The sequence below is a fragment of the Chromobacterium subtsugae genome, assembly GCF_035919665.1.
GTDB classification, from domain to species: domain Bacteria; phylum Pseudomonadota; class Gammaproteobacteria; order Burkholderiales; family Chromobacteriaceae; genus Chromobacterium; species Chromobacterium subtsugae.
On the sequence record NZ_CP142381.1, the window covers coordinates 1,948,238 to 1,968,652 of the forward strand.

At 66.6% G+C, this 20,415-nt stretch carries 18 protein-coding genes; 8 read left to right on the forward strand and 10 right to left on the reverse strand.

The window, feature by feature from the left end; genetic code table 11:
• The first annotated feature begins 40 nt into the window (after positions 1 to 40).
• Complete coding sequence (locus tag U6115_RS09670) at positions 41 to 658, forward strand: FMN-binding negative transcriptional regulator (protein WP_043576223.1); 618 nt, start codon at positions 41 to 43, stop codon at positions 656 to 658.
• Here the strand turns inward: U6115_RS09670 and U6115_RS09675 are convergent.
• Positions 655 to 1,479 (reverse strand): hypothetical protein, encoded by an 825-nt coding sequence (locus tag U6115_RS09675; protein WP_043575968.1) that lies wholly within the window; start codon positions 1,477 to 1,479, stop codon positions 655 to 657. The two genes, U6115_RS09670 and U6115_RS09675, sit on opposite strands and share 4 nt — an antisense overlap.
• A 258-nt stretch (positions 1,480 to 1,737) precedes the next feature.
• Between U6115_RS09675 and U6115_RS09680 the strand changes: the two genes are divergently transcribed.
• The 3 genes from U6115_RS09680 (at position 1,738) to U6115_RS09690 (ending at position 7,511) form a co-directional block, all read left to right on the forward strand.
• A complete protein-coding gene (locus U6115_RS09680) occupies positions 1,738 to 5,904 on the forward strand; it encodes a sensor domain-containing protein (RefSeq protein ID WP_052258095.1) in 4,167 nt (1,388 codons plus the stop codon).
• 136 nt (positions 5,905 to 6,040) lie between these two features.
• Complete coding sequence (locus U6115_RS09685) at positions 6,041 to 6,523, forward strand: GNAT family N-acetyltransferase (RefSeq protein WP_197465984.1); 483 nt, start codon at positions 6,041 to 6,043, stop codon at positions 6,521 to 6,523.
• 19 nt (positions 6,524 to 6,542) lie between these two features.
• A complete protein-coding gene (locus tag U6115_RS09690; protein ID WP_230623380.1) occupies positions 6,543 to 7,511 on the forward strand; it encodes a GNAT family N-acetyltransferase in 969 nt (322 codons plus the stop codon).
• On the opposite strand, the gene U6115_RS09695 is transcribed toward U6115_RS09690, so the two are convergent.
• Both U6115_RS09695 and U6115_RS09700 read right to left on the reverse strand, forming a co-directional pair.
• The gene (locus tag U6115_RS09695) at positions 7,512 to 8,183 is read right to left on the reverse strand and encodes a DUF3313 domain-containing protein (RefSeq protein ID WP_043575964.1); all 672 of its coding nucleotides are present in this window, start codon (positions 8,181 to 8,183) and stop codon (positions 7,512 to 7,514) included.
• Between the two features lie 95 nt (positions 8,184 to 8,278).
• Positions 8,279 to 8,464, reverse strand: a complete 186-nt coding sequence (locus U6115_RS09700) for a hypothetical protein (protein WP_043575963.1) — start codon at positions 8,462 to 8,464, stop codon at positions 8,279 to 8,281.
• A gap of 303 nt (positions 8,465 to 8,767) precedes the next feature.
• On the opposite strand from U6115_RS09700, the gene U6115_RS09705 reads away from it, so the two are divergent.
• The gene (locus tag U6115_RS09705) at positions 8,768 to 9,472 is read left to right on the forward strand and encodes a hypothetical protein (protein WP_146008338.1); all 705 of its coding nucleotides are present in this window, start codon (positions 8,768 to 8,770) and stop codon (positions 9,470 to 9,472) included.
• A 58-nt stretch (positions 9,473 to 9,530) separates the two neighbouring features.
• Here the strand turns inward: U6115_RS09705 and U6115_RS09710 are convergent, their stop codons facing one another.
• The 5 genes from U6115_RS09710 to U6115_RS09730 form a co-directional block, all read right to left on the reverse strand.
• Positions 9,531 to 10,202 carry a hypothetical protein gene (locus U6115_RS09710; protein ID WP_043575956.1) on the reverse strand — a complete coding sequence of 224 codons (672 nt, stop codon included), beginning with the start codon at positions 10,200 to 10,202 and terminating at the stop codon, positions 9,531 to 9,533.
• 267 nt (positions 10,203 to 10,469) lie between these two features.
• Complete coding sequence (locus U6115_RS09715) at positions 10,470 to 11,078, reverse strand: 3'-5' exonuclease (RefSeq protein ID WP_043575950.1); 609 nt, start codon at positions 11,076 to 11,078, stop codon at positions 10,470 to 10,472.
• Positions 11,078 to 12,883, reverse strand: coding sequence for a putative nucleotidyltransferase substrate binding domain-containing protein (locus tag U6115_RS09720; protein WP_043575945.1), 1,806 nt, complete (start codon positions 12,881 to 12,883; stop codon positions 11,078 to 11,080). Before U6115_RS09720 ends, U6115_RS09715 begins: the two co-directional genes overlap by 1 nt.
• Positions 12,884 to 12,921: 38 nt before the next feature.
• Positions 12,922 to 13,704, reverse strand: a complete 783-nt coding sequence (locus U6115_RS09725; RefSeq protein ID WP_043575943.1) for a class II glutamine amidotransferase — start codon at positions 13,702 to 13,704, stop codon at positions 12,922 to 12,924.
• 195 nt (positions 13,705 to 13,899) lie between these two features.
• On the reverse strand, positions 13,900 to 14,811 hold the full coding sequence (locus tag U6115_RS09730; RefSeq protein WP_043575940.1) for a LysR family transcriptional regulator: 912 nt from the start codon (positions 14,809 to 14,811) through the stop codon (positions 13,900 to 13,902).
• Between the two features lie 141 nt (positions 14,812 to 14,952).
• On the opposite strand from U6115_RS09730, the gene U6115_RS09735 reads away from it, so the two are divergent.
• Positions 14,953 to 15,813, forward strand: a complete 861-nt coding sequence (locus U6115_RS09735; protein ID WP_043575939.1) for an MBL fold metallo-hydrolase — start codon at positions 14,953 to 14,955, stop codon at positions 15,811 to 15,813.
• An 11-nt stretch (positions 15,814 to 15,824) separates the two neighbouring features.
• A complete protein-coding gene (locus U6115_RS09740) occupies positions 15,825 to 16,508 on the forward strand; it encodes a DsbA family protein (RefSeq protein WP_043575937.1) in 684 nt (227 codons plus the stop codon).
• 57 nt (positions 16,509 to 16,565) lie between these two features.
• Here U6115_RS09740 and U6115_RS09745 read toward each other — a convergent pair whose 3' ends face one another.
• Complete coding sequence (locus U6115_RS09745; protein WP_080770245.1) at positions 16,566 to 18,074, reverse strand: S41 family peptidase; 1,509 nt, start codon at positions 18,072 to 18,074, stop codon at positions 16,566 to 16,568.
• A gap of 218 nt (positions 18,075 to 18,292) precedes the next feature.
• Between U6115_RS09745 and U6115_RS09750 the strand changes: the two genes are divergently transcribed.
• Positions 18,293 to 19,615, forward strand: coding sequence for a chitinase (locus U6115_RS09750; RefSeq protein WP_043575934.1), 1,323 nt, complete (start codon positions 18,293 to 18,295; stop codon positions 19,613 to 19,615).
• An 18-nt stretch (positions 19,616 to 19,633) separates the two neighbouring features.
• Here U6115_RS09750 and U6115_RS09755 read toward each other — a convergent pair whose 3' ends face one another.
• Positions 19,634 to 20,362, reverse strand: coding sequence for a peptidylprolyl isomerase (locus U6115_RS09755; RefSeq protein ID WP_043575932.1), 729 nt, complete (start codon positions 20,360 to 20,362; stop codon positions 19,634 to 19,636).
• Positions 20,363 to 20,415: the final 53 nt, after the last annotated feature.

The window sequence follows — 20,415 nt, forward strand, 5'->3', positions numbered from 1 at the left end:
GACGATTGATTGTATGGTCAAGTTTTTGCCGGAGAGCGCCATGTATCTGCCCAAGCATTTCGCCGTCGGCGACCGCGAGGCCCTGCTGCGGCTGATGAGGGCGCGGCCGCTGGCCACGCTGACGCTGAACGGGCCGGACGGTTTGATCGCCGACCACATCCCGCTGCTCGCGCGCGAAGAGGGCGGCGTGTTGCGGCTGTGCGGCCATGTGGCGCGGGCCAATCCGCTGTGGCGGCTGTTGGAGGGCGGCGCGGACGCGCTGGCCGTTTTTCACGGCGGCGACGCCTACGTGACGCCGTCGTGGTATCCGGCCAAGGCCGAGCACGGCAAGGTGGTGCCCACCTGGAACTACGCGGTGGCGCACGCCTATGGCCGGCTGCGGGCGGTGGAGGATGCGGCCTGGCTGCGCGGCCTGTTGGACGAGCTGACCCGCACGCATGAAGCCGGCTTCGAGACGCCCTGGAAAGTGGCGGACGCGCCGGCAGATTACATCGGCAAGCTGCTGGGGGCGATCGTCGGCATCGAGCTGGAAGTGGCGCGGCTGGAGGGCAAGTTCAAGCTCAGCCAGAACCAGCCCGAAGCCAGCCGCGACAGCGTGCGGCGCGGCCTGGCGGCGCGCGGCTCAGCGCTGGCGGACTGGATGGCTGAACGCCGCTAGCGGCGGTATTTCTCCAGCAGCGACGCGACTTCGGCGCGGCAGTGGGCGTCGCCGCGCCGCAGTTGCTGCAGGAAGTTGTCGAGAAAGCCCGGCAGCAGCGCGGCGCTGGAAGCGGTGGCGCCGATGCCGTCGCGGTCCCACTCCACTACCACGCCCTGCAGATAGGCGGTGAGCCGGTTGCTGTCGTCCTGGAACGAGTGGTACAGGCTGATCGCCGGCGCGCCACACAGCTGGTAGTACTCTTGCAGGCCGGCCTTGTCCAGCTTGGCGCGGCTGAGGATGTCGCGGCTGTCGAACTCGACGAACAGCGGGTGGATCACCTGGCTGCGGCGGCTGTCGCCGCGGTAGGCGCGGGATACGATGCCGATATGGCTATTCAGCTGGCTGGCGGGTTTGGGGCCGCGCACCGGGTGGCCCAGCAGCAGGGTGAAGGCGCTGGCCAGCGGGTCGGGCGCGCCGCCGTGATCCAGCGCGAAACCATGCGGCGGGGCGTACCGCTCCAGCCAGGGCTGCGGCAGGTGGATGGCGGCGATGTCCATGTGCTGCGGACTGGCGCAGGCCAAATCCTGCAGCGGCAGCTGCAGCTTGTCGAGGCAGGCCAGCACTTGCTGGCCGTGGGCGACGCAGGCCTCGGCCAACACCGCTTCCGCGGTGACGATGAATTTCTCGCCGCGGTAGTCCAGCAGCAGGCCGCTGCCGAAGCAGCGTCCGGGCTTGGCGCCGGGCTGCTGCGGCTGGAAGGCCACCACCATCGGGCTGAGTTGTTGGTAGATCTGCTCCAGACATTGCAGGGGATCATCCAGATCGAACAGAAACTCCATCCCCATTTCCTCGCGCGACAAGGGGTTACCGCCCAATCATAGTTCATACTCAAACCAATATTGGCGCATTCGCGGCGCGCGGCGGCGCGGGACAATGCCCGGCGACGGCGCGAGGAGTGCTATACCGTTATTGGGTGCGCCCGCGAGCGGTCGATACCCCCGCTGAATTGCTGTCCGCCGCGGGCTTGCGGTCCGGCATCGGGACGACTGCCTGCCAGCCAGACTTTGGGGAAATGGGGTATGCCGATGAGCCCGCGGATGAAATTCATCCTGCTTGCCGTAAGCAGCTATGTTCTTTTTGCCCTGGCTTGGATTTTCTTCGCCGATCAGCTGCCGGTTGGGGCGGAAACGGGCCGCTTGCTGCCGTTGCCGCTGGTCAAGGGAGTCGCCTTCGTCGCGGTCTCCGCCGTCTTGCTGTCGCTGCTGCTGCGCTCGGTGCCGGCAGCCGAGGCGCCGGCGTCGCTGACCTGGCTGGGGGCCGTGTCCAGCGGCATGAATCCGGACCGCTGGTCGGGCTGGCGCGGCTATGCCGCGGCGCTGGCGCTTACCGCCTGCGCGTTGGGGCTGCGCCAGCTGCTGCTGGGCGGCGACAGCCATCCCATGCTGATGCTGCTGGCCCTGCCGGTCATCCTGAGCGCCGGCATCGGCGGGCTGGGGCCGGGCCTGCTGGCTACCGTATTGGCCGCGCTGGCGGCCGATCTGATGGCGACGCCTTATCTGCATGATCCGCTGACGCCCTGGACAGAGCGCTTGCAACTGGCCTTCCTGGTGGCCAACGGCTTGGCGGCCAGCTTGTTCAACGCCGCGCTGCGGCATGCGTTGGCGCGGGTTGAGCTCAACCGCAGGCTGCTGGACGCGGTGGTGTCCAGCACATCGGACGCCATCTTCGTCAAGGATCCGCAAGGACGTTACCTGCTGGTGAACCGCGCCGGCCTGGCTTTTGTCGGCAAGAGCGGCAAGGAGGTGCTGGGCCAGGACGACCGTGAGGTTTTCGACGCGGAGACGGCGCGGGAAGTGATGGCCAGCGACCGCGTCATCATGCAGGGCGGGCGCGTGCAGACCCACGAGGAATTGCTGACGCTGCAGAACGGCGAGAAGCTGGTGTTTCTGGTGACCAAGGGGCCGATTTACAGCCCGGATGGACGCCTGGGGGGGTTGTTCGGCATTTCGCGCGACATCACCGTGCACAAGGCGGCCGAGGAGGCGCTGCAGGCGAGCGAGGCGGCGCTGCGCCAGGCGCAGCAGTTGGCCGGCATCGGCAACTGGTCCTGGGACTTGGAGACGGACACGCATCGCTGGTCGCACGAAGTTTACCGGCTGTTCGGCCTGGACAATCGCGCGCCGCCGCCGGGCTACCCGGCGATACAGCGCTATTTCGTCAAGGAGAGCTGGACCGTGCTGTCCGAAGCGGTGGAGCGCTGCCGCCTGATAGGCTTGGGCTACGACTGCGATCTGGAGCTGCAGCGGCCGGACGGCGCCGCGTGCTGGGTGACGGCGCGCGGCGAGGCCAAGCACGGCGCAGAGGGCAAGATCGTCGGCTTGTACGGCACGGTGCAGGACATCACCGACCGCAAGCAGATATCGATGCAACTGAAGGCCAGCGAAGCGCGGCTGCAGCTGGTGGCGGAAGCGACCAGCGACGGCTTCTGGGATTGGGACCTGCGCACCGGGAGAGTCTACCGTTCGCCGCGCTATTACGAGGTGACCGGCACGCGGGCGGAGGACGATACCGGCGATTTCCGCTTTTTCCGGCAACTGGTGCACCCGGCGGATCTGCCTTTCGTGCTGCAGGCGATCGAGGCCCATCGCCGCGGCAAGACGCCGCGCATCGAACTGGAGTTCCGCCTGGCGCGACAGGACGACGGCGTGCGCTGGCTGCAGGTGCGCGGCCGGGCGGTGGAATGGGACGACAAGGGCGCGGCGCTGCGGTTGGTGGGCAATTTGTCCGACGTCACCGAGCGCAAGCGGGTGGACGACGACCTGCGGCTGGTGCTGAACGAGGCGGGCGACGCCATCTGGGTGACCGACGCCGACGGTTATTACATCTTCGCCAATCCGGCGGCCTGTCGGCTGACCGGGCACGTGCTGGAAGAGTTGAAGTCCATGCATATCCGCGACCTGGTGGCGCCGGAGTGCCTGGGCGCGCTGCCCGAGCATCTGGCCAAGCTGAGCAGCGGGCCGTTCCAGCGTTCGGAGTGGCTGCTGCGGCTGAAGCAGGGCGGCAGCATCTGCGTCGACCTGACCACCGGGCGCTTGAAGGACGGCCGATACATGGCTTTCGGCCGCGACCTGACCGAGCAGCATCGCGCCGAGCAGGCATTGCGCAGCCGCGAACAGCAGCTGGCGCGGGTGATAGACGGTTCGGACCAGGGCTACTGGGACTGGAACCTGAAAAGCGGCAGCTTTCAGGTGAGCCCGCGCTGGGAAAGCATGCTCGGTTACGGTCCAGGCGAAATGCGCATCACCGCCGAGAATTGGTACGACCATGTCCATCCGGAGGATGTCGAACGGACGCGGTCGTCGATCCAGGGCAATCTGCGCGGCGAGCTGGCCAGCCATGAGGTGGAGATACGCTGCCGCACCCGCGGCGGCGACTGGCGCTGGATTCTGTCGCGGGGCCGGGTGGTGGAGCGCAGCGACGAGGGCGAGGCGCTGATGATGTCGGGCACCCATACCGACATCACCGAGCGCAAAGTGTTCGAACAGACGCAGAAGGAAGCGGCGGCGGTGTTCGACAGCAGCTACGAGGGCATTCTGATGGTGAGCCGCGAGGGCGTGATCACCAAGGTCAACAGCGCCTTCACCCGCATCACCGGCTACAGCGCCGAGGAGGCGATAGGCCGCAAGCCCAGCATGCTGTCGTCCGGCCAGCAGTCGGCCGAATTCTACGAGGATTTGTGGCAGTCGGTGCTGGGGCACGATTTCTGGCGCGGCGAGCTGTGGAACCAGCGCAAGAACGGCGAGTTGTACGCCGAACTGCTGTCCATTTCGGTGGTGCGCGACGCTCAGGGCGAAGTTTTGCACTACATCGGCATTTTTTCCGACATCACCAAGCTCAAGGCGCACGAAGCTGAGCTGGACCGGGTAGCGCATTTCGACCCCCTGACCGGCATTCCCAACCGGCGGCTGCTGTCCGACCGCCTGAACCAGGCCATCATCCGCGCCAATCGCAGCGGCAAGTCCTGCGCGGTGTGCTTCCTCGATCTGGACGGGTTCAAGGCGGTGAACGACCAGCACGGCCATGCGGCGGGCGACCAGCTGCTGGTGGCGGTGAGCCGCCATCTGAAATCGATACTGCGCGCCGACGACACCCTGGCGCGGCTGGGCGGCGACGAGTTCGTGGTGCTGCTGTCCGATGTCGGCACGCTGGAGGAATGCATGCTGGTGCTGGACCGCATCCTGAGCGCGGTGGCCACGCCGGTGCGTCTGGGCGAGGCGGAGGTGCGCGTGACCGCCAGCATTGGCGTCAGCTTGTACCCGCAGGACAATGTCGACGCGGACACGCTGCTGCGCCATGCCGACCAGGCGATGTACCTGGCCAAGGACGGCGGCAAGAACCGTTACCAGCTGTTCGATCCGGAAAACGACCGCAAGGCGCAATCGCATCGGCAGTTGCTGGATATGCTGCGCCGCGGCCTGGCCCGGAAGGAGTTCGTGCTGCACTACCAGCCCAAGGTGAACCTGTTCGACGGCGAGGTCATCGGCGTGGAGGCGCTGATCCGTTGGCGTCACCCCAAGCGCGGCCTGCTGGCGCCGGCCGAGTTTCTGCCGCATTTGCGCGGCAACGAGCTGGAGCTGGCGTTCGACCTGTGGGTGCTGGACGCCGCGTTGGCGCAGGCCGCCGAATGGGTGGGACGCGGCCTGAACATACGGGTCAGCGCCAATATCAGCGCCAGCCTGCTGCTGCGGCCGAATTTCTGCGGCGAGCTGGAAGCGGTCCTGGGCCGCCACCCCGCGGTCCCGTCCGGCTATCTGGAACTGGAGGTGCTGGAAAGCGCCGCCATCACCGATGTGGAGCAGGCGACGCGGGTGATGGAGCGCTGCCGCGAACTGGGCGTGCGCTTCGCGCTGGACGATTTCGGCACCGGCTATGCTTCGCTGACCTTTCTGCGCCGATTGCCGGTGGATACCCTGAAGGTGGACTTGAGTTTCGTCAGCGACATGCTGGGCAACCAGGAAGACCGGCGCGTCGTCGAAAGCGTGATCCAGCTGGCATCGGCCTTGAGCCGGCAGGTGGTCGCCGAGGGCGTGGAGACGCTGGCGCACGGCATGCTGCTGCGCCAGCTGGGTTGCCGTTATGCCCAGGGCCTGGGCATAGCGGCGCCGATGCCGGCGGACGAGGTGCCTGGCTGGTGCCGGCAGTGGCGCGACGACGGGGCCTGGCAGCGCTTGCTTGCCGCGGAGCCGGCGCCGGACCGGGGTTGAGCGCGGCTGGCAATATTGGTATTGAAGCCGCATGCGTTTTGCATGTATATGTTGGCCTGGCGGCGGATGGCCTGCGTTCCGGGGATTGCCTTGGCAATCGATGGCCGCAGGCCTTGTTTGTTACAGGGGGCGGAATATGACGGGGATGACGGCGGCGAGTCCGAAAGCGACCATCCGTCTGGCGCGCGCAGCCGATGCCGGCGAATTGGCCCGCTTGTACCGGCAGTTGGTGGACGACCCGGCCATCCGGGTGCTGCCCGAACGACTGCAGGCGCTCGCGGACGGCGAACGGGCGCAGGTGCTGGTGTGCGAAGGCGAAGGCCGGCTGGCGGCCAGCGCCTGGCTCGGTTTTTGCGAGGACGTGATGTACGGCGGCCAACCTTTCGCCGTGCTGGAAAACATCGTGGTGGACCGGGACTGGCGCGGCCGAGGCCTGGGCCGCGCGCTGCTGGACGAGGCGCGGCGGCGCTGCCTGGCTAGGGGATGCTCGAAGATCATGCTGCTCAGCTCGGCGCAGCGGGCCGACGCGCACCGTTTTTTCCTGCAGGCGGGCTTTCGCGGCGACGCCAAGCGCGGCTTCGTCATGTACCGGCGGGATATGGCCGCGGCGCAAACATGATCAACACAGGATAACGACAGTGGCACGCAATATCGAAATCAAAGCCAGGGTGGCGGACTGGGCGGCTCTGGAACGCAAGGTGGGCGGCCTGGCGCAGCCGGAGGGCGCGCTGCTGCAGGACGACAGCTTTTTCGCCTGCGGCAACGGCAGGCTGAAGCTGAGGGTGGATGGGGAGGGGCGGGGGCGGCTGATTTTCTACCGGCGCGAAGACCTGGCCGGTCTCAAGCCTTCGTTCTTTCTGGCCAGCGAAACCGCCGCGCCGGACCCGCTGCGCGAACTGCTGGCCGAGGCGCACGGCTTGCTGGGCCGGGTGCGCAAGCAGCGCAGCCGCTATCGCTTGGGGCGCTGCGCCATCCATCTCGATCGAGTGGAAGGCTTGGGCGACTTCATCGAGCTGGAGGCGGAGCTGGCCGATGGCGAGCCGGAAGCGGCGGCGCGCGCCGAAATCGAGGCCTTGATGGCGGCATTGGGCATCGCCGGCGCCAGCCTGGTGCGCGGCGCATATCTCGATTTGCAGGCCGAAGCGGCGCGCGACGCCATCCGCATCGAGCTGGAGCGCGCCGATCAGCCGGAAGTCATGGCGCTGATCGACGAGCTGGACGCCTATCAGAAGCCCTTGTCTCCGCCGGAAAGCCATCATGGCGTGGATATCGAGACGCTGCTGCGTCCCGACGTGGCGTTCGCCGTCGCCCGCGACGGCGAAGGGCGGGCGCTGGGTTGCGGCGCGGTTTGGTACGCGGACGGCGTCGGAGAGTTGAAGCGGATGTTCGTGCGGCCGGCGTGCCGCGGCCTGGGCGTGGCGCGGCGGCTGATGGCGTTTCTGGAGGATCAGGCAAGGGCGCGCGGCTGCGCGGCGATGGCGCTGGAGACCGGCGTTCTCCAGCATGACGCCATCACCCTTTACCAGCGCGCCGGCTATGGCTTTTGCGGGCCTTTCGGCGCGTACCGGGAAGACCCGCACAGCGTGTTCATGCAGAAGCCGCTGTGATCAGGGCGCCTTGCCCAGGTGGGCGGCCAGCTGGCGGGCGCTCTGCCGGCACCAGTCGTCGACCAGCGGTTTGATCAGGTCCAGCGTCAGCGGCTGCTCCTTGTCCTTGCTCTTGGCGTTCTGGCGCAGGTTGACGGTGCCGGCCAGCAGGCTGGCGTCCTGCGAATCCTCCAGCTGCGCCATGCTGGCGATCTTCAGCAGATAGGGCTCCTTGCCGGCGGCCAGCCGCGCCAGATTGAACACCGCCTTGACCGGCAGCAGGTCGATCGGGTCGACGCCGGGACGTTCCTGGCTCAATCCGGTGACGGCGACGCGCAGCCGGGCGACGCCCGGCGCCGGCTGCAGCGCGATCGGCACGCCTGCGGCGGCCAGTTCCGCCTGCAGCCGTTGGTGGAAATAGCTGGCGATGGCGTTCTCGTCGCCCGGCTGCAGCAGCTGCCAGTTGCCGTCCGGCCCTTGGCGCATGAACAGCAGCGGCTCCGGCAGCACCGCGTGATAAGACTTCAGATCCACGCCCGGTTTCAGATACACGCGTTGACTGGGCTGCGCCTTGCTTTGCTGGAAGGCGTCCAGCGGCAGGGTGAACAGGTTTTCCGTCTGGGCGGGCGTCTCGGCCCGGGCCGGCAGGCTCAGGGCCATCGCGGAGCATAGCGCCAGCATGGCGATTTTCATGGCAGTTTCCTTGTCGGCATGATTGAAGAGGCATCGATATGTCGACGCCTTGCAGACAGGATAGTTCGGCGGCGGCGGCTTGTCGCCGCCCGGGTTTAGTTGCGCAGGTAGGTGAACAGCGTCAACAGGAGGATGCAGAGTATCACCGCCAGGTTCAGGGCGAACTCTTCTTGCAGATGGCCGAAATGCAGTTCGTCATGAGCGCTCAAGCGGGAGCCGGTGAGCTTGTGCAGCCAGTATTGCAGCAGATTGCGCGGACTGGGGCCGTCGGGGGACGTCATGGTGGTTGGCCTGTGTAAAGAAAAATAGATGTGGTGTCATTCTACTCCTCTCCCGTATGCCTTCAACATTTTCGCATTAATTCTATTCAAGGTTCGTAAGCGAACATCGCCAAGTGGCCAGACGGCGTTGCGCGGCGGGGGCCGCGGCATTGTGGCGCCTGCGCCGCAGGCCGCCCGCGCCTGGCGGCAACGGCTTGGCCGGCGTGAGGCTGGTCTACACTGTACTGATGCGCATTAATCGCGCGGACAGAAATGGCCGGAGATGGCGCAACGCCGCCGCGCCTGGCCGGCGGGGAACGGGCAATGGGAAAGATGAAGGGCGGGTGGCTGCTGCTGGCCGGCTTGGCGCAAGCGGCGCCGGCGGCGCATTACCAATCCTACACGCTGGCGGTGGAGCCTTGGGGCATGCTGGACACCGACCGGGGAGTGGGGCCGGACTTCATCCGTTTTCTGGCGGCGCAGGCCGGCTTCGAGGTGACGGCGGAGGCCAGGCCTTACCTGCGGGTGCTGGACGGCATGCGCAGCGGCGAGAACGCCATCAATCTCGGCATCCCTTCGCCGGAGCGCAATCGCTACGGCATCGCTATCTGCACGATAGGATCGGTCAAGGTGTCGCTGGTGTATCTGAAGTCGGCCGGGCGCGAGCACCATAGCGCCGCCAGCTTCTCCGGGCTGCAGATAGGCGAACTGCGCGGGAGCCGGACGCTGGAGGAGTTTGACCGCACCGTCAAGCACAGGCCGGTGTTGCTGAGCGACATGAGCCAGGGCATGCGGATGCTGGACGCCACCGTGTGCGTGCGGCCGGGCTGCGGCAACCTGCTGGCCGAAGCCGGAGTGGAGCCGGCGGGGTTGGGAGAGTGGCTGTTCGCCGAACAGCCGCTGGAGATCTACGTTTCGCGCGCCAGCGCCTTGTCGCGGGACGCCGCCGCCATGCTGCGCCTGCGGTTGGCGTGCGACTCCGCCGCCGGCCGGCAGGAAATGTGCCGGCTGCTGGCGCCTTACCGCTAGCCATCGCGCAAGAAAAAGCGGCCTCCGTTGAAGAGGCCGCTTTTTTGCGCGCGCAGGATCAGACCGACAGCGACATCAGCAAGCTGGAGATATCGTTGCTGCCGGCATTGGCTTGGTACAGGCTCAGCGCCGCCTGCAATTGCTGGGTGTTGGTCGCGCTGCTGCTGCTGCCGGCGGCGCTGGCGCCGCTGGTTTGCGAAGTGCCGCCCAGCGCGCTCAGGAGCTCGTTCTGCCCTCCGCTCTGCCCGCCGTTTTCGCCGCCGCCATGGTGGTGATGGTGGTGGCCGCCCGCGCTGGCTTGCTGGGTGCCGCCGGCTTGCTGCAGGCCTTGCTGCAGTTGCTGGAAGTCCTGCTGCGCCTGGCTGATGTTGCCGGTTTGCAGATCCTGGCCCAGGGTGTTCAGCAACGACGATATCGAGCTGCTAGCGCCGCTGGTGGTGCTGGAGTTGGCGGCGGCGAACGGATCGGCGGCGCTGGTGCTGGAGCCGGCCGCCGAGGCGCTGCTGATGGCGTTGTTCAGCGCGGCGCTGAAGTCCTGGCTGCCGCTAGCGCTGCTGCTGTTGGAGCCGTTCAGCTGCTGCAAGGCGGCCAGCGCCTGCTGCGCGCCGGAGATGTCGCCTTGCTGGACCGATTGGGTCAGGTTGTTGACGTCCTGCCGGCGTTGCTGATGCAGGGCCTGCATCTGCTGCCAGTAGGTGTTCGAGTCGCTGCTGGTGCTGCTGATAGACATGTTGCCTCTCCTTGAGAAGATGTTTGCCGGGCAGAGCTTCACGGATCCGCTCGTGTCCTTGACGGAGGCGAGGCCGCCGGCTTGCCGCTGGACTGGCAATTCTTGCCGCCGCGCCGCCCGTCCTTGCCGCCGTTTCCGGTTCAAGCGGCTGGATTTCCGCTTTTTCTTGCAGGAACAATGACTTGGCGATGTGGGTTTGAGCAAGAGGCATGCCAGAATCAGGCATCTCGGAAAGGGAAATGTTTACAAATATTGTGTCATGCGGTTTCAGCCGAAACCGCGTTGGCGCAGCGCCTGGTACAGCATGGCCGCGCCCAGCGCATCGCCCAGCGCGTCGTGGCGCGGCGGTTCGGGAATGGCCAGCTCCCGGTACAGGCAGGACAGGTGCAGGTCGATGTGGCCGCCGGGATGCTGTCTGAGCTTGTAGTCGTAGTAGCGCGACGAGATTTCAATCCGGCGCTGCGGCAGGCCTATTCCCAGCAGCGGCCTGACGTATTTGTCGAGCACCGCGACGTCGTATTCCAGGTAATAGCCCAGCAGGGGCCGCCCGCCGATGAAATCGAGCAGCCGCCGCACCGCGTCTTCCGGCGCCAGGCCCTGGCCGACGTCGCGGCGGCGCAGGCCGTGGATGGCGATATTGTCGCCGGCGGGGGCGATGCCGGGCCGCACCAGCAGATACAGCGCCTCGCTGTGCAGGATGCGGTTGCCGCGCAGCTTGACCGCGCCTATCGACAGCAGTTCGGCGCGGGAGACATCCAGGCTGGTGGTTTCGCAGTCCAGGCTGACCAGTTCGTCCGGATGGCCGTCGAACAGGCCGGCATAGCGGGGATCGCGCAGGCGGCTGCGCCGCCACCGCCGGCAAAGGGCGCCGAGCATCAGAAGCTTCCCAGCCGATAGCGGTGCTGCAACTGCGACTTGAAGCGCTTCACCACCGCCAGCGCGTCCTTGAGCAGGTCGCGCTCCAGCGTGCTCAGCTTGGCCGGCTCGATCTGATTGTCCGGCTCGCGCCCTTCGGCCAATCGGCGCAGGCCGTGGTCCAGCTTCAGCTGCAGCAGGAAGGCGAGCGCTTCCAGAATGTCGTCGGCCAGCGCCGGATCCAGTTGGCCGGCCTCCGCCAGCCGGCGCGCCCGCTGCTGGCTGGAGGCTTCGCGCACGCCATGCTCCAGCGCCAGCGCGCGCAGGCCATGCACCAGCGGGAAGATGCCGCCTTTTTTCAGGTCCAGCAGCTCGCGGCCGTCATGTTCGCGGGTGCGCAGCCGCGAAAACGGCCCGAGCGGGGTATCGAATTGCCCGATGGCGCGGGCGAAGCGCGAAAAAAAGGCGGCATCGTCCTGCAGGCCGTCCCGCAGATAGCTGCGGCAGTCGTCCAGCAAGCCGGCGTCGCCGCACACCGCTTCCGCGTCGCAAAAAATGGCCAGCTCCATCATGGTTTCGCCGTCGCTGTCGTGGATCCAGCCGTCGATGCGCTGCCGCATCTGCGCGCCGCTCAGCCGCCAGCGCGGATTGTTCACCATCACCCGGCCGGGGCAGGGCGGGTAGCCGAAGCCGGCCAGGGCGGCGGAGAAGGCGTCGCAGCAGGCCGCCAGGCCGTCCGGCGCGAAACCGTCGCGCAGCAGCAGCGCGTTGTCCTGATCGGTTTTCAGCAACTGCTCGCCGCGGCCTTCCGACCCCATCGCCAGCAGGCAGCTGTTTTCCAGCAGCGCCGGCGGCGCGATCATCTGCCAGGCGCGGGCGAACAGGCGGGCGTTGAGCGCCTGCACCAGCCGTCCCAGCTGCAGCGGCCGCACGCCATGGCCGGACAGGATGCCGACCAGCCGGGTGATCTGCCGCGCGGCGTCGGCCAGCTGCTCCAGGTTTTGCGCGCGCTCCAGCCGCTGCGCGATCAGGTGGGAGTGATTGGAGAAATAGGACAGCACGTCGACCTGGGCCAGGATGCCCGCCGCCTGGCCGTCTTCGGTGACCACCAGCCGGCGCAGATTGCGCTGGGTCATCAGCAGCAGCGCGTTGAACAGGAAGTCGTCGATGTCGATGGTGAGCAGGGTGTAGCTGCAGTGCCTTCCCACCGGCTCGCCGCTGTCGACGCCATCAATGATGATGTCGCGAAAATCGGTGGTGGTGAAGATGCCCAGGCGCTCGCCGTCTCTCACCAGCACCGATTTGCTGCGCTGCGCCCGCATCGCGCGGGCGGCGTCGCGGATGCTGGCCGCTGCGTCGACGAATACCGGCTGGCGGCAGCCTGCGTCGCGCACGGTGGCGGCAAGCAAGGTCTGCAGTTCGCGGCCGCCGGCGCGCTGCGCCAGCAGGCTCAGTTTCTGCGACGCGCTGGCGTAGAAATAGGCGCCGAATTGCGGGTTTTTTTCGGTCAGCGCCAGCAGCGCGTCGCGCGGCAAGGCAAGCAGCAACGCTTCTTCCTCGGCCACGAAGCGATGGAGCGTCTGGCCGGCCGCCACGGCGCGGGCGTCGAAGCTGTCGCTGCTGAGGTAGCGCGCCACCGCCTCGTCGCCGGCCAGTTCGCACACTACGCCCTTCAACACCACGTAGAGCGCGTCTATCGGCTGGCCAGGGCCGCAAACCTGGGCGCCGTCAGGGTGGTAGACGATGTCGGCGCGGGCTTCCAGCGCCTCGCGCTCGGCGGGCGTCAGGCTGTCGAATGGCGGGTGGCTGAAATCGAAGCGGCTCATCGCGTATCCCTGAATGAGGAGAGCCGCTCCGCGGCGCTTCAGGCGGGTCGGGTCCGGCTCAGCAGCGGCGCGCCATCGCGGAACAGAATCAGTTCTCCCGGCGACAGCGCCTGCCAGTGCTCGTTGTCGGTCAGCGGCTGGGTGGCGACCATCGCCACCTGGTCGCGCGGGGTGGTGACGGTGGCGAAGTCCACGCTGACGTCGTCATCCACCAGGTGGGCGGTGTTGAACGGCGAGCGGCGGATGATGTAGTGCAAATGGGTGGAGCAGTGCGTGAACAGCGCTTCGCCGTTGCTCAGCATGAAGTTGAACACGCCGCTCGCGCTGATTTCGTCTGACAGCCGCGCCACTTCGTCGAACAGCGCTTCCAGTTCCGGCGGCTCCGACCATTTGGCGCGCAGTTTTTCCAGCAGATGGCAGAAGGCGCGCTCGGAGTCGGTGGTGCCGACCGGGCGGTAGTGTTGGCCGGGCTCGGGCTGGAAGGCCTCCAGGTTGCCGTTGTGGGCGAAGATCCAGTACTGGCCCCACATCTCGCGCATGAAGGGGTGGGTATTGGCCAGGTTGACCTCGCCCTGGGTGGCTTTGCGGATGTGGGCGATGACGTTTTCCGACTTGATCGGGTAGCGGCGCACCAGGTCGGCCACCGGTGATTCCACCGAGGGCTTGTCGTCCAGGAACACGCGGCAGCCCTTGTTCTCGAAAAAGGCGATGCCCCAGCCGTCGGCATGATGATCGGTGAGGCCGCCGCGGCGATGGAAGCCTTCAAAGGAAAACAGGATGTCGGTAGGGATATTGCAATTCATGCCCAAGAGCTGGCACATCGGCTTGATTCCACGTCTTTATCAGTTTGCATTCGGACTGGCCGTATTGCCAGCGTAACCATTCAGCCTGAGCTTAGGCGATATGGGGCCGGCGGGCAATCGCCGCATGCCCGTATTTCGCCGCCGGCGATATGGGAAAATTTCATAAGCTGATGACTTTTTACGTGGATGGCATGGCGCAGGCGCGCGCAGCGGTCATGGCTGGCGGTCCCATGGCGCTTGCGGGCCGCTGAAGCGCTCGGCCAGGAAGTCCAGCAGCCCGCGCAGCGCCAGCGGCAGCAGCCGGCGCGAAGGATAGAGCGCGTGGATCCCCAGCACTGCCGGCTCCCAGCCGGGCAGCAGCGTCACCAGCTCGCCGCGGCGGACGTAGGGAGCGGCCAGGTAGCTGGGCTGCAGGCTGACGCCGGCGCCGGCCAGCGCGGCGCTGAGCAGCGCGCTGGCCTCGTTGGCGCTGATGCGGCCGCTCACCCGCACGCGCAGCGCTTCCTCCGCGCCTTGCTGGAAGCGCCACTCGCTGCGGCCGAAGTTGCTGTAGCTGAGGCAGCGGTGCGCTTCAAGCTCCAGCGGATGGCGCGGGACGCCGTGGCGCGCGAGGTAAGCGGGGGAGGCCACCGCCAGCGAGCGGCAGTCGCACAGCCGCCGTCCCACCAGGCCGGGATCTGGCTCATTGGTGATGCGGATGGCGAGGTCTATTCTTTCTTCTATCAGGTTGACGGTGCGGTCGCCCAATTGCAGGTCCACCCGCAACTGCGGATGGCGTTCGGAGAATTCGGCGATGGCGCCGGCCAGCACTGCCTGGCCGAAGGAGGTGCTGGCGGTCACCCGCAGCAGGCCGCGCACCTGGCCGTCGCGCTGGCTGGCGTCGGCCCGCACTTCGGCCGCCAGCTCCAGCATCTGCTGGCAGCGGGCCAGGCAGGCGAGGCCGGCGTCGGTGAGGGTGACCTTGCGGGTGGAGCGCTGCAGCAGGCGCACGCCCAGCCATTGCTCCAATTCGTCGACGTAGCGGGTGACCATCGGGCGGGACATGTCCAGCTTGTCGCCGGCGGCGGTGAAGCTGCCGAGTTGCGCTACCTCGGCGAAAACCTGCATGGCGGTGAGCCTGTCCATCAATATGCTCGTTTTTTGAAACAATAATGTGCAGTTTAACCCATTTATTGGTGCGATTCCTGCGCTTATAGTGTGCGCATCTTCACCGAATCGCTTTCAACCCGCCGGCGGGCGCCGGCACCAGACTTAAGGAGTCACACCATGATCCGTCAAACCCTGATCGCCGCCGCCCTGTCCGCCGCCGGTTTCGCCCATGCGGGCGACCTCAAGCTGTCGGTTTACAACGCCGACGGCAACAGCTTCAACGTCAGCTCGGTGCTGGTGTCCGGCGACAAGGACGCTGTGCTGATCGATACCGGCTTCACCCGCGCCGACGCCTACCGCATCGCCGCCCGCGTGCTGGACAGCGGCAAGAACCTGAAAACCATCTACATCAGCCAGGCTGATCCGGACTACTACTTCGGCGCCTCGGTGCTGAAGCAGATCTTCCCCAAGGCCGAGCTGGTGGCCGCGCCGGAAGTGCTGGCCCACATCAAGGGCAATGTGAAGGGCAAGGTGGCGTTCTGGGGCCCGAAGATGGGCGCCAACGCGCCGCAAGCCAAGCCGCTGCTGCCGACCGAGATCAAGGCCGACAAGATCATGCTGGAAGGCAAGGCGCTGGAGCTGCGCGACACCAAGGGCGTGATGGCGCACCGCGGCTATGTGTGGATTCCGTCGATCCGCGCCATCGTCGGCAATGTCGGCGTGTATTCCGGCATGCATGTCTGGACCGCGGATACCCAGAACGATGCCGAGCGCAAGGGCTGGTACAAGCAGCTGGACGACATGGAAGCGCTGAAGCCGGAAACGGTGGTGCCGGGCCATATGATCGCCGGCGACAAGATGGACGTGTCCGCCATCCGCTACACCCGCGACTATCTGAAGACGTTTGAAGCCAAGAACGCCGCCACCCGCAACAGCGGCGAGCTGATCGAAGCGATGAAGCAGGCTTACCCGCAAGCGGCCGAAGTGTCGACGCTGGAGCTGGGCGCCAAGGTGCGCAAGGGCGAAATGAAGTGGTAAGCGAGCGCGCGATGAAACTGCATTACTTCTACGACCCGCTGTGCGGCTGGTGCTACGGCGCCTCCCCCTTGCTGAAGGCCGTGGCGGCGCTGCCCGGCGTCAGCGTGGAAATGCACGCCGGCGGCATGATAGACGAGTCCGAAGGCCGCACCGTCACGCCGGACTGGCGGGGCTATGTGATGCCGCACGACGCGCGCATCGCCCAGATGAGCGGCCAGCCTTTCGGCGACGCCTACTTCAACGGCTTGCTGAAGGATATCGGCGCGCCGCTAGCCTCGAATCCGCCGATCGCGGCGATCCTGGCGGCCGGAAAGCTGGGGGCCGATCCGCTGGCGATGCTGGCCCGCATCCAGCGCGCCCATTATCTGGAAGGAAAGCGCATCGCCGAACTGGAGACGCTGAGCGAGCTGGCGCTTGAGCAGGGCCTGGCCGCGGCGGACTTCGCTCTGGCCTGGCGCGAGGCGAGGGCGGAGGCGGAGCGGCATATCGCCCAGACGCGCGGCCTGATGAGCCAGTGGGGGCTGCGCGGCTTCCCGTCGGCGGTGCTGGAGCAAGACGGCAAGCTGGAGCGGCTGGAATTGTCCGGCTGGTTCGGCAAGCCGGAACAGCTGGCCGCCGAACTGGCGCAGCGGCTGCCCAAGTTGGCGGTATCCGGTGACGACGCGCTGTTCTGCACGCCGGACAGCTGCCGCTGAACCTGTCCCCGCGGATGAAACCGCTGCCTTCTGGCAGCGGTTTTTTTTGCGTCTGGGCTAGGGCTGGGCCAGCAAGTCGGCGGCGATGGCTTGCAGGGTTTTCTGGGCGCGGGCGCGCCGGCTTTCGCCAGGCTGCGCCGGCACCGGCAGGTCGGGTTGGATGCCGGCGACTTCGTCGCCGCCATCGGCGCGCAGCCGCACGCAGTCGGGAATGCGCAAACGCAGGCCGGAGTGGGGCAGCAGCAGCGGCTCCAGCTTGCCCATGAAGCCGCAGCCATCGCCGCCGGTGCGCGCGCCGACGATTTTCGCCAGCCCGTTGTCGCGGCTGACCGCGACGAACATCTCGGCGGCGGAGTAGGTTTTCTGGTCGGCGACGATATAGACCGGCCCTTGCCAGGCGCCTTTCAGCTTTTCCGTCTGCGCTGGCCAGAACAGCGTTTCCGCCACTTCCCGCGAATAGCTGCCAGGTTCCAGGTGAGCCACCGCGCCGGACGCGTAGCCGGCTGCGATCAGCCGGCTGTAGCCGGCCTGAGGGTCCCATCGGCGCTGTTCGCGCCACACCCAGCTCATGTCCGGCGCCGGCCGGCTATCCAGCTCGGCGCGCTTTTGGCGGAAGTCCTGCAACAGGCCTTGCAGCTTGGCTTTGTCGCTGGCGCTCGCCGAGGCGGGAAGGCCGCTGCTCAAGTCCTCAATCCACTGGTCCAGATAGGCTTTGCCGGCCGGGCTCCTGGCCATCCACAGCGACGGAGAGCGGACCACGCCCGGGGTGAGCAGCCGGGTCATCGCGTCGCCGCTGTCGTTGCCGCCGGGATTGTTGCCCACGTCGAGGATCAGCACCCGGGCGCCGGCCTGGCGCAGTTCGGCCAGGCGCTGGGCCACGTCGGCGAACCATTGCCGGTAGGTCAGCTGGAACAGTTTTTCCGAGTCGAACGCCCCGGTTTGCGGCATCGCCGCGCGCCAGACGCGCTGGCATGCCAGCGGATAGCCTTTGGGACTGAACGTGGGGATGCGCAGCACCGCCGCCTGTCCGGCCCGGCCCAGGTCGGCCAGGCCGCTGCGCATGGACTCAGACAGGCCGTCCGAAGTCAGATGGAAACCGGGCAGGGTTTCGAACGGCAGCGAGAACCCGATCTTGCTGTCCTGCTCGTAGCCCAGGGCGGCGCAGCCGTCCAGAGGCTTGTCGCGCGCCAGGTCGCGCGGCGCCGGCTCGTCGCGGCCGCTGCTTTCCGCGGCGCTTGGCGTGTTGGCCAGCAGCGAGAAATGGCCGTCGCGGAAGCCTTGCTGAAAACCGATGATGGCCTGGCGAGCCTCGGCGTCGTCGCGGGCTTGCCGCAGCGCGGCTTGCGCCTGGCGGTCCAGCGCGGGCAGGTCGATGCCGCTTTGCGGCGAAGCCATCCAGGCCAGATGGGAGTAGCGCTGCTGCAGCGTCTGTTTCAGCAATTGGTAGTCCTGCTGCCAGGCGGCGCGATCGAAACCGGCCGTCGGGTTTGCCCACGCGCAGCCCGGCAGCGCCAGCAAGGCGAGTGCCGGAAGAAGGCGGGCAGCTGGGTGGCAATGGCGGCGCATGCGGAATGTCCTGAAGGGCGGAAGGCAAGAGAGAGTCGTGCTGGCGTGGGGCTTAGAGATTCTATATGCCACTATGCATTTGTCAATATTTGACCTTGAGGTGATGATTGTTTGGATATTCGTTTTACATTTATTCCTTGCAAGTTCGCCCCTATCGCATAGTCTGAAATACCAGTTAAATACCAATTGTGGCTGACTGCGAGATAAGGAGACGGCAAATGCATAAAGGGATCAGCAGGGTTTTGCGCGGGATGGCGCTGGCGGCGGCGCTGGCCTATGGCGGCTTGGCGCTGGCGGCCTGCCCGAATTGGGCGGAAGGCACCGCCTACAAGGCGGGCGATGTGGTCAGCTATAACAATGCCAATTACACCGCGCTGGTGGCGCATACCGCTTATGTCGGCGCCAACTGGAACCCGGCGGCCTCGCCGACGCTGTGGACGCCGGGCGGCAGCTGCTCCGGCGGCGATCCCACGCCGCCGACCCCGCCGAATCCCCCGACGCCGCCCAGCCCGCCGCCGGGCAATACCGCGCCGTTCGCCAAGCATGCGCTGATAGGCTACTGGCACAACTTCGCCAACCCCAGCGGTTCGGCCTTCCCGCTGGCGCAGGTCAGCGGCGATTGGGACGTGATCGTGGTGGCCTTCGCCGACGACGCCGGCAACGGCAACGTCAGCTTCACGCTGGACCCGGGAGCCGGCAGCGTCGCCCAGTTCATCCAAGACATCCAGACGCAGCAGGCCAAGGGCAAGAAGGTGGTGCTGTCGCTGGGCGGGCAGAATGGCTCGGTGACGCTGAACAATGCGACCCAGGTGCAGAATTTCGTCAACAGCCTGTATGGCATCCTCACCCAGTACGGGTTTGACGGCATTGATCTGGACCTGGAAAGCGGCAGCGGCATCGTCGTCGGCGCGCCGGTGATCAGCAATCTGGTCAGCGCGGTGAAGCAGTTGAAAGCCAAGGTCGGCCCCAATTTCTACCTGTCGATGGCGCCTGAGCATCCGTACGTGCAGGGCGGCTTCGTCGCCTACGGCGGCAACTGGGGCGCCTATCTGCCTATCATCGACGGCCTGCGCGATGATCTGTCGGTGATTCATGTCCAGTACTACAACAACGGCGGCTTGTACACGCCGTATTCCAACGGCGCGCTGGCCGAGGGCTCGACCGATATGCTGGTGGCGGGCAGCAAGATGCTGATCGAAGGCTTCCCGCTAGGCAACGGCGCCTCCGGCAGCTTCAAGGGCCTGCGGCCTGACCAGGTGGCTTTCGGCGTGCCGTCCGGCCGCAGTTCGGCCAACTCCGGTTTCGTCACCGCCGACGCCGTGGCCAAGGCGCTGAGCTGCCTGACCGCGTTGCAAGGCTGCGGCAGCGTGTCGCCGGCGCAGGCGTATCCGACTTTCCGCGGCGTGATGACGTGGTCGATCAACTGGGACCGGCACGACGGCTACCCGTTCTCCAAGCCGGTGGCCGCCAGCCTGCATCAGCTGCCGGCGACGCAGGCCAAAGTGAAAAAGGCCGTCCGCGCGGTGCGGACGGCCTGGTAAGGCGGAAAGGATGGGCGCTTAGTGGGCGCTCATCGAATAGCCGCTGATGTCGGCGGCGCCGACCAGGCCATTCAGGTATTCATGCATGGCTTGGTTGGCGGCCAGATCGGTCAGGTATTGCTGCAGGCGATCCTTGATCTCGTCGAAGCCGATCTTGCTGCCTTCGGCGCGCTCGTTGACCTGGATGATGTGGTAGCCGAACTGGGTTTCCACCAGGTGGGGCGTGATTTCGCCGGCAGCGGTGCTGAATACCGCCTGTTCGAATTCCGGCACCATCTGGCCGCGGCCGAATTGACCCAGGCTGCCGCCTTGCTGGCCGGACGGGCAGGTGGAATGTTCGCGGGCCAGGTCGGCGAAGCGCGACGGGGCGGCTTGCACTTCGGCCAGAATGCCTTCGGCCTTGGCCTTGATCAGGCCGGCTTCCAGGCCTTCGCCCTTGGGCAGCAGGATGTGGCTTGCCACGGCGCTGTCGCCGCTGGCGAAACGGTCCGGATATTGTTCGTAGAATTCGCGGCAGCTGGCTTCGTCGATCGGGGCGACTTGCAGCTTCTGGTCCAGCAGCGCCTGGATGGCTTGCTGCTCGTCGGCGACGTCCAGGCCTTCGCTCTTGGCCTGCTGCACCAGCAGGGTGTGCAGGATCAGCTGCTGGATGGCGGTGTCGCGCGGGCTGGGGGTGTCGCTGTAGTGTTCCAGTTGCGAGGCGATCATGTCTTCGCTGATTTCAACGCCGTTGACGGTGATGGTCATGTGAGTTTCCTGTGAGGGAGCGGCCATGTCTTGGCGTTTCCGAATGAGGCCGC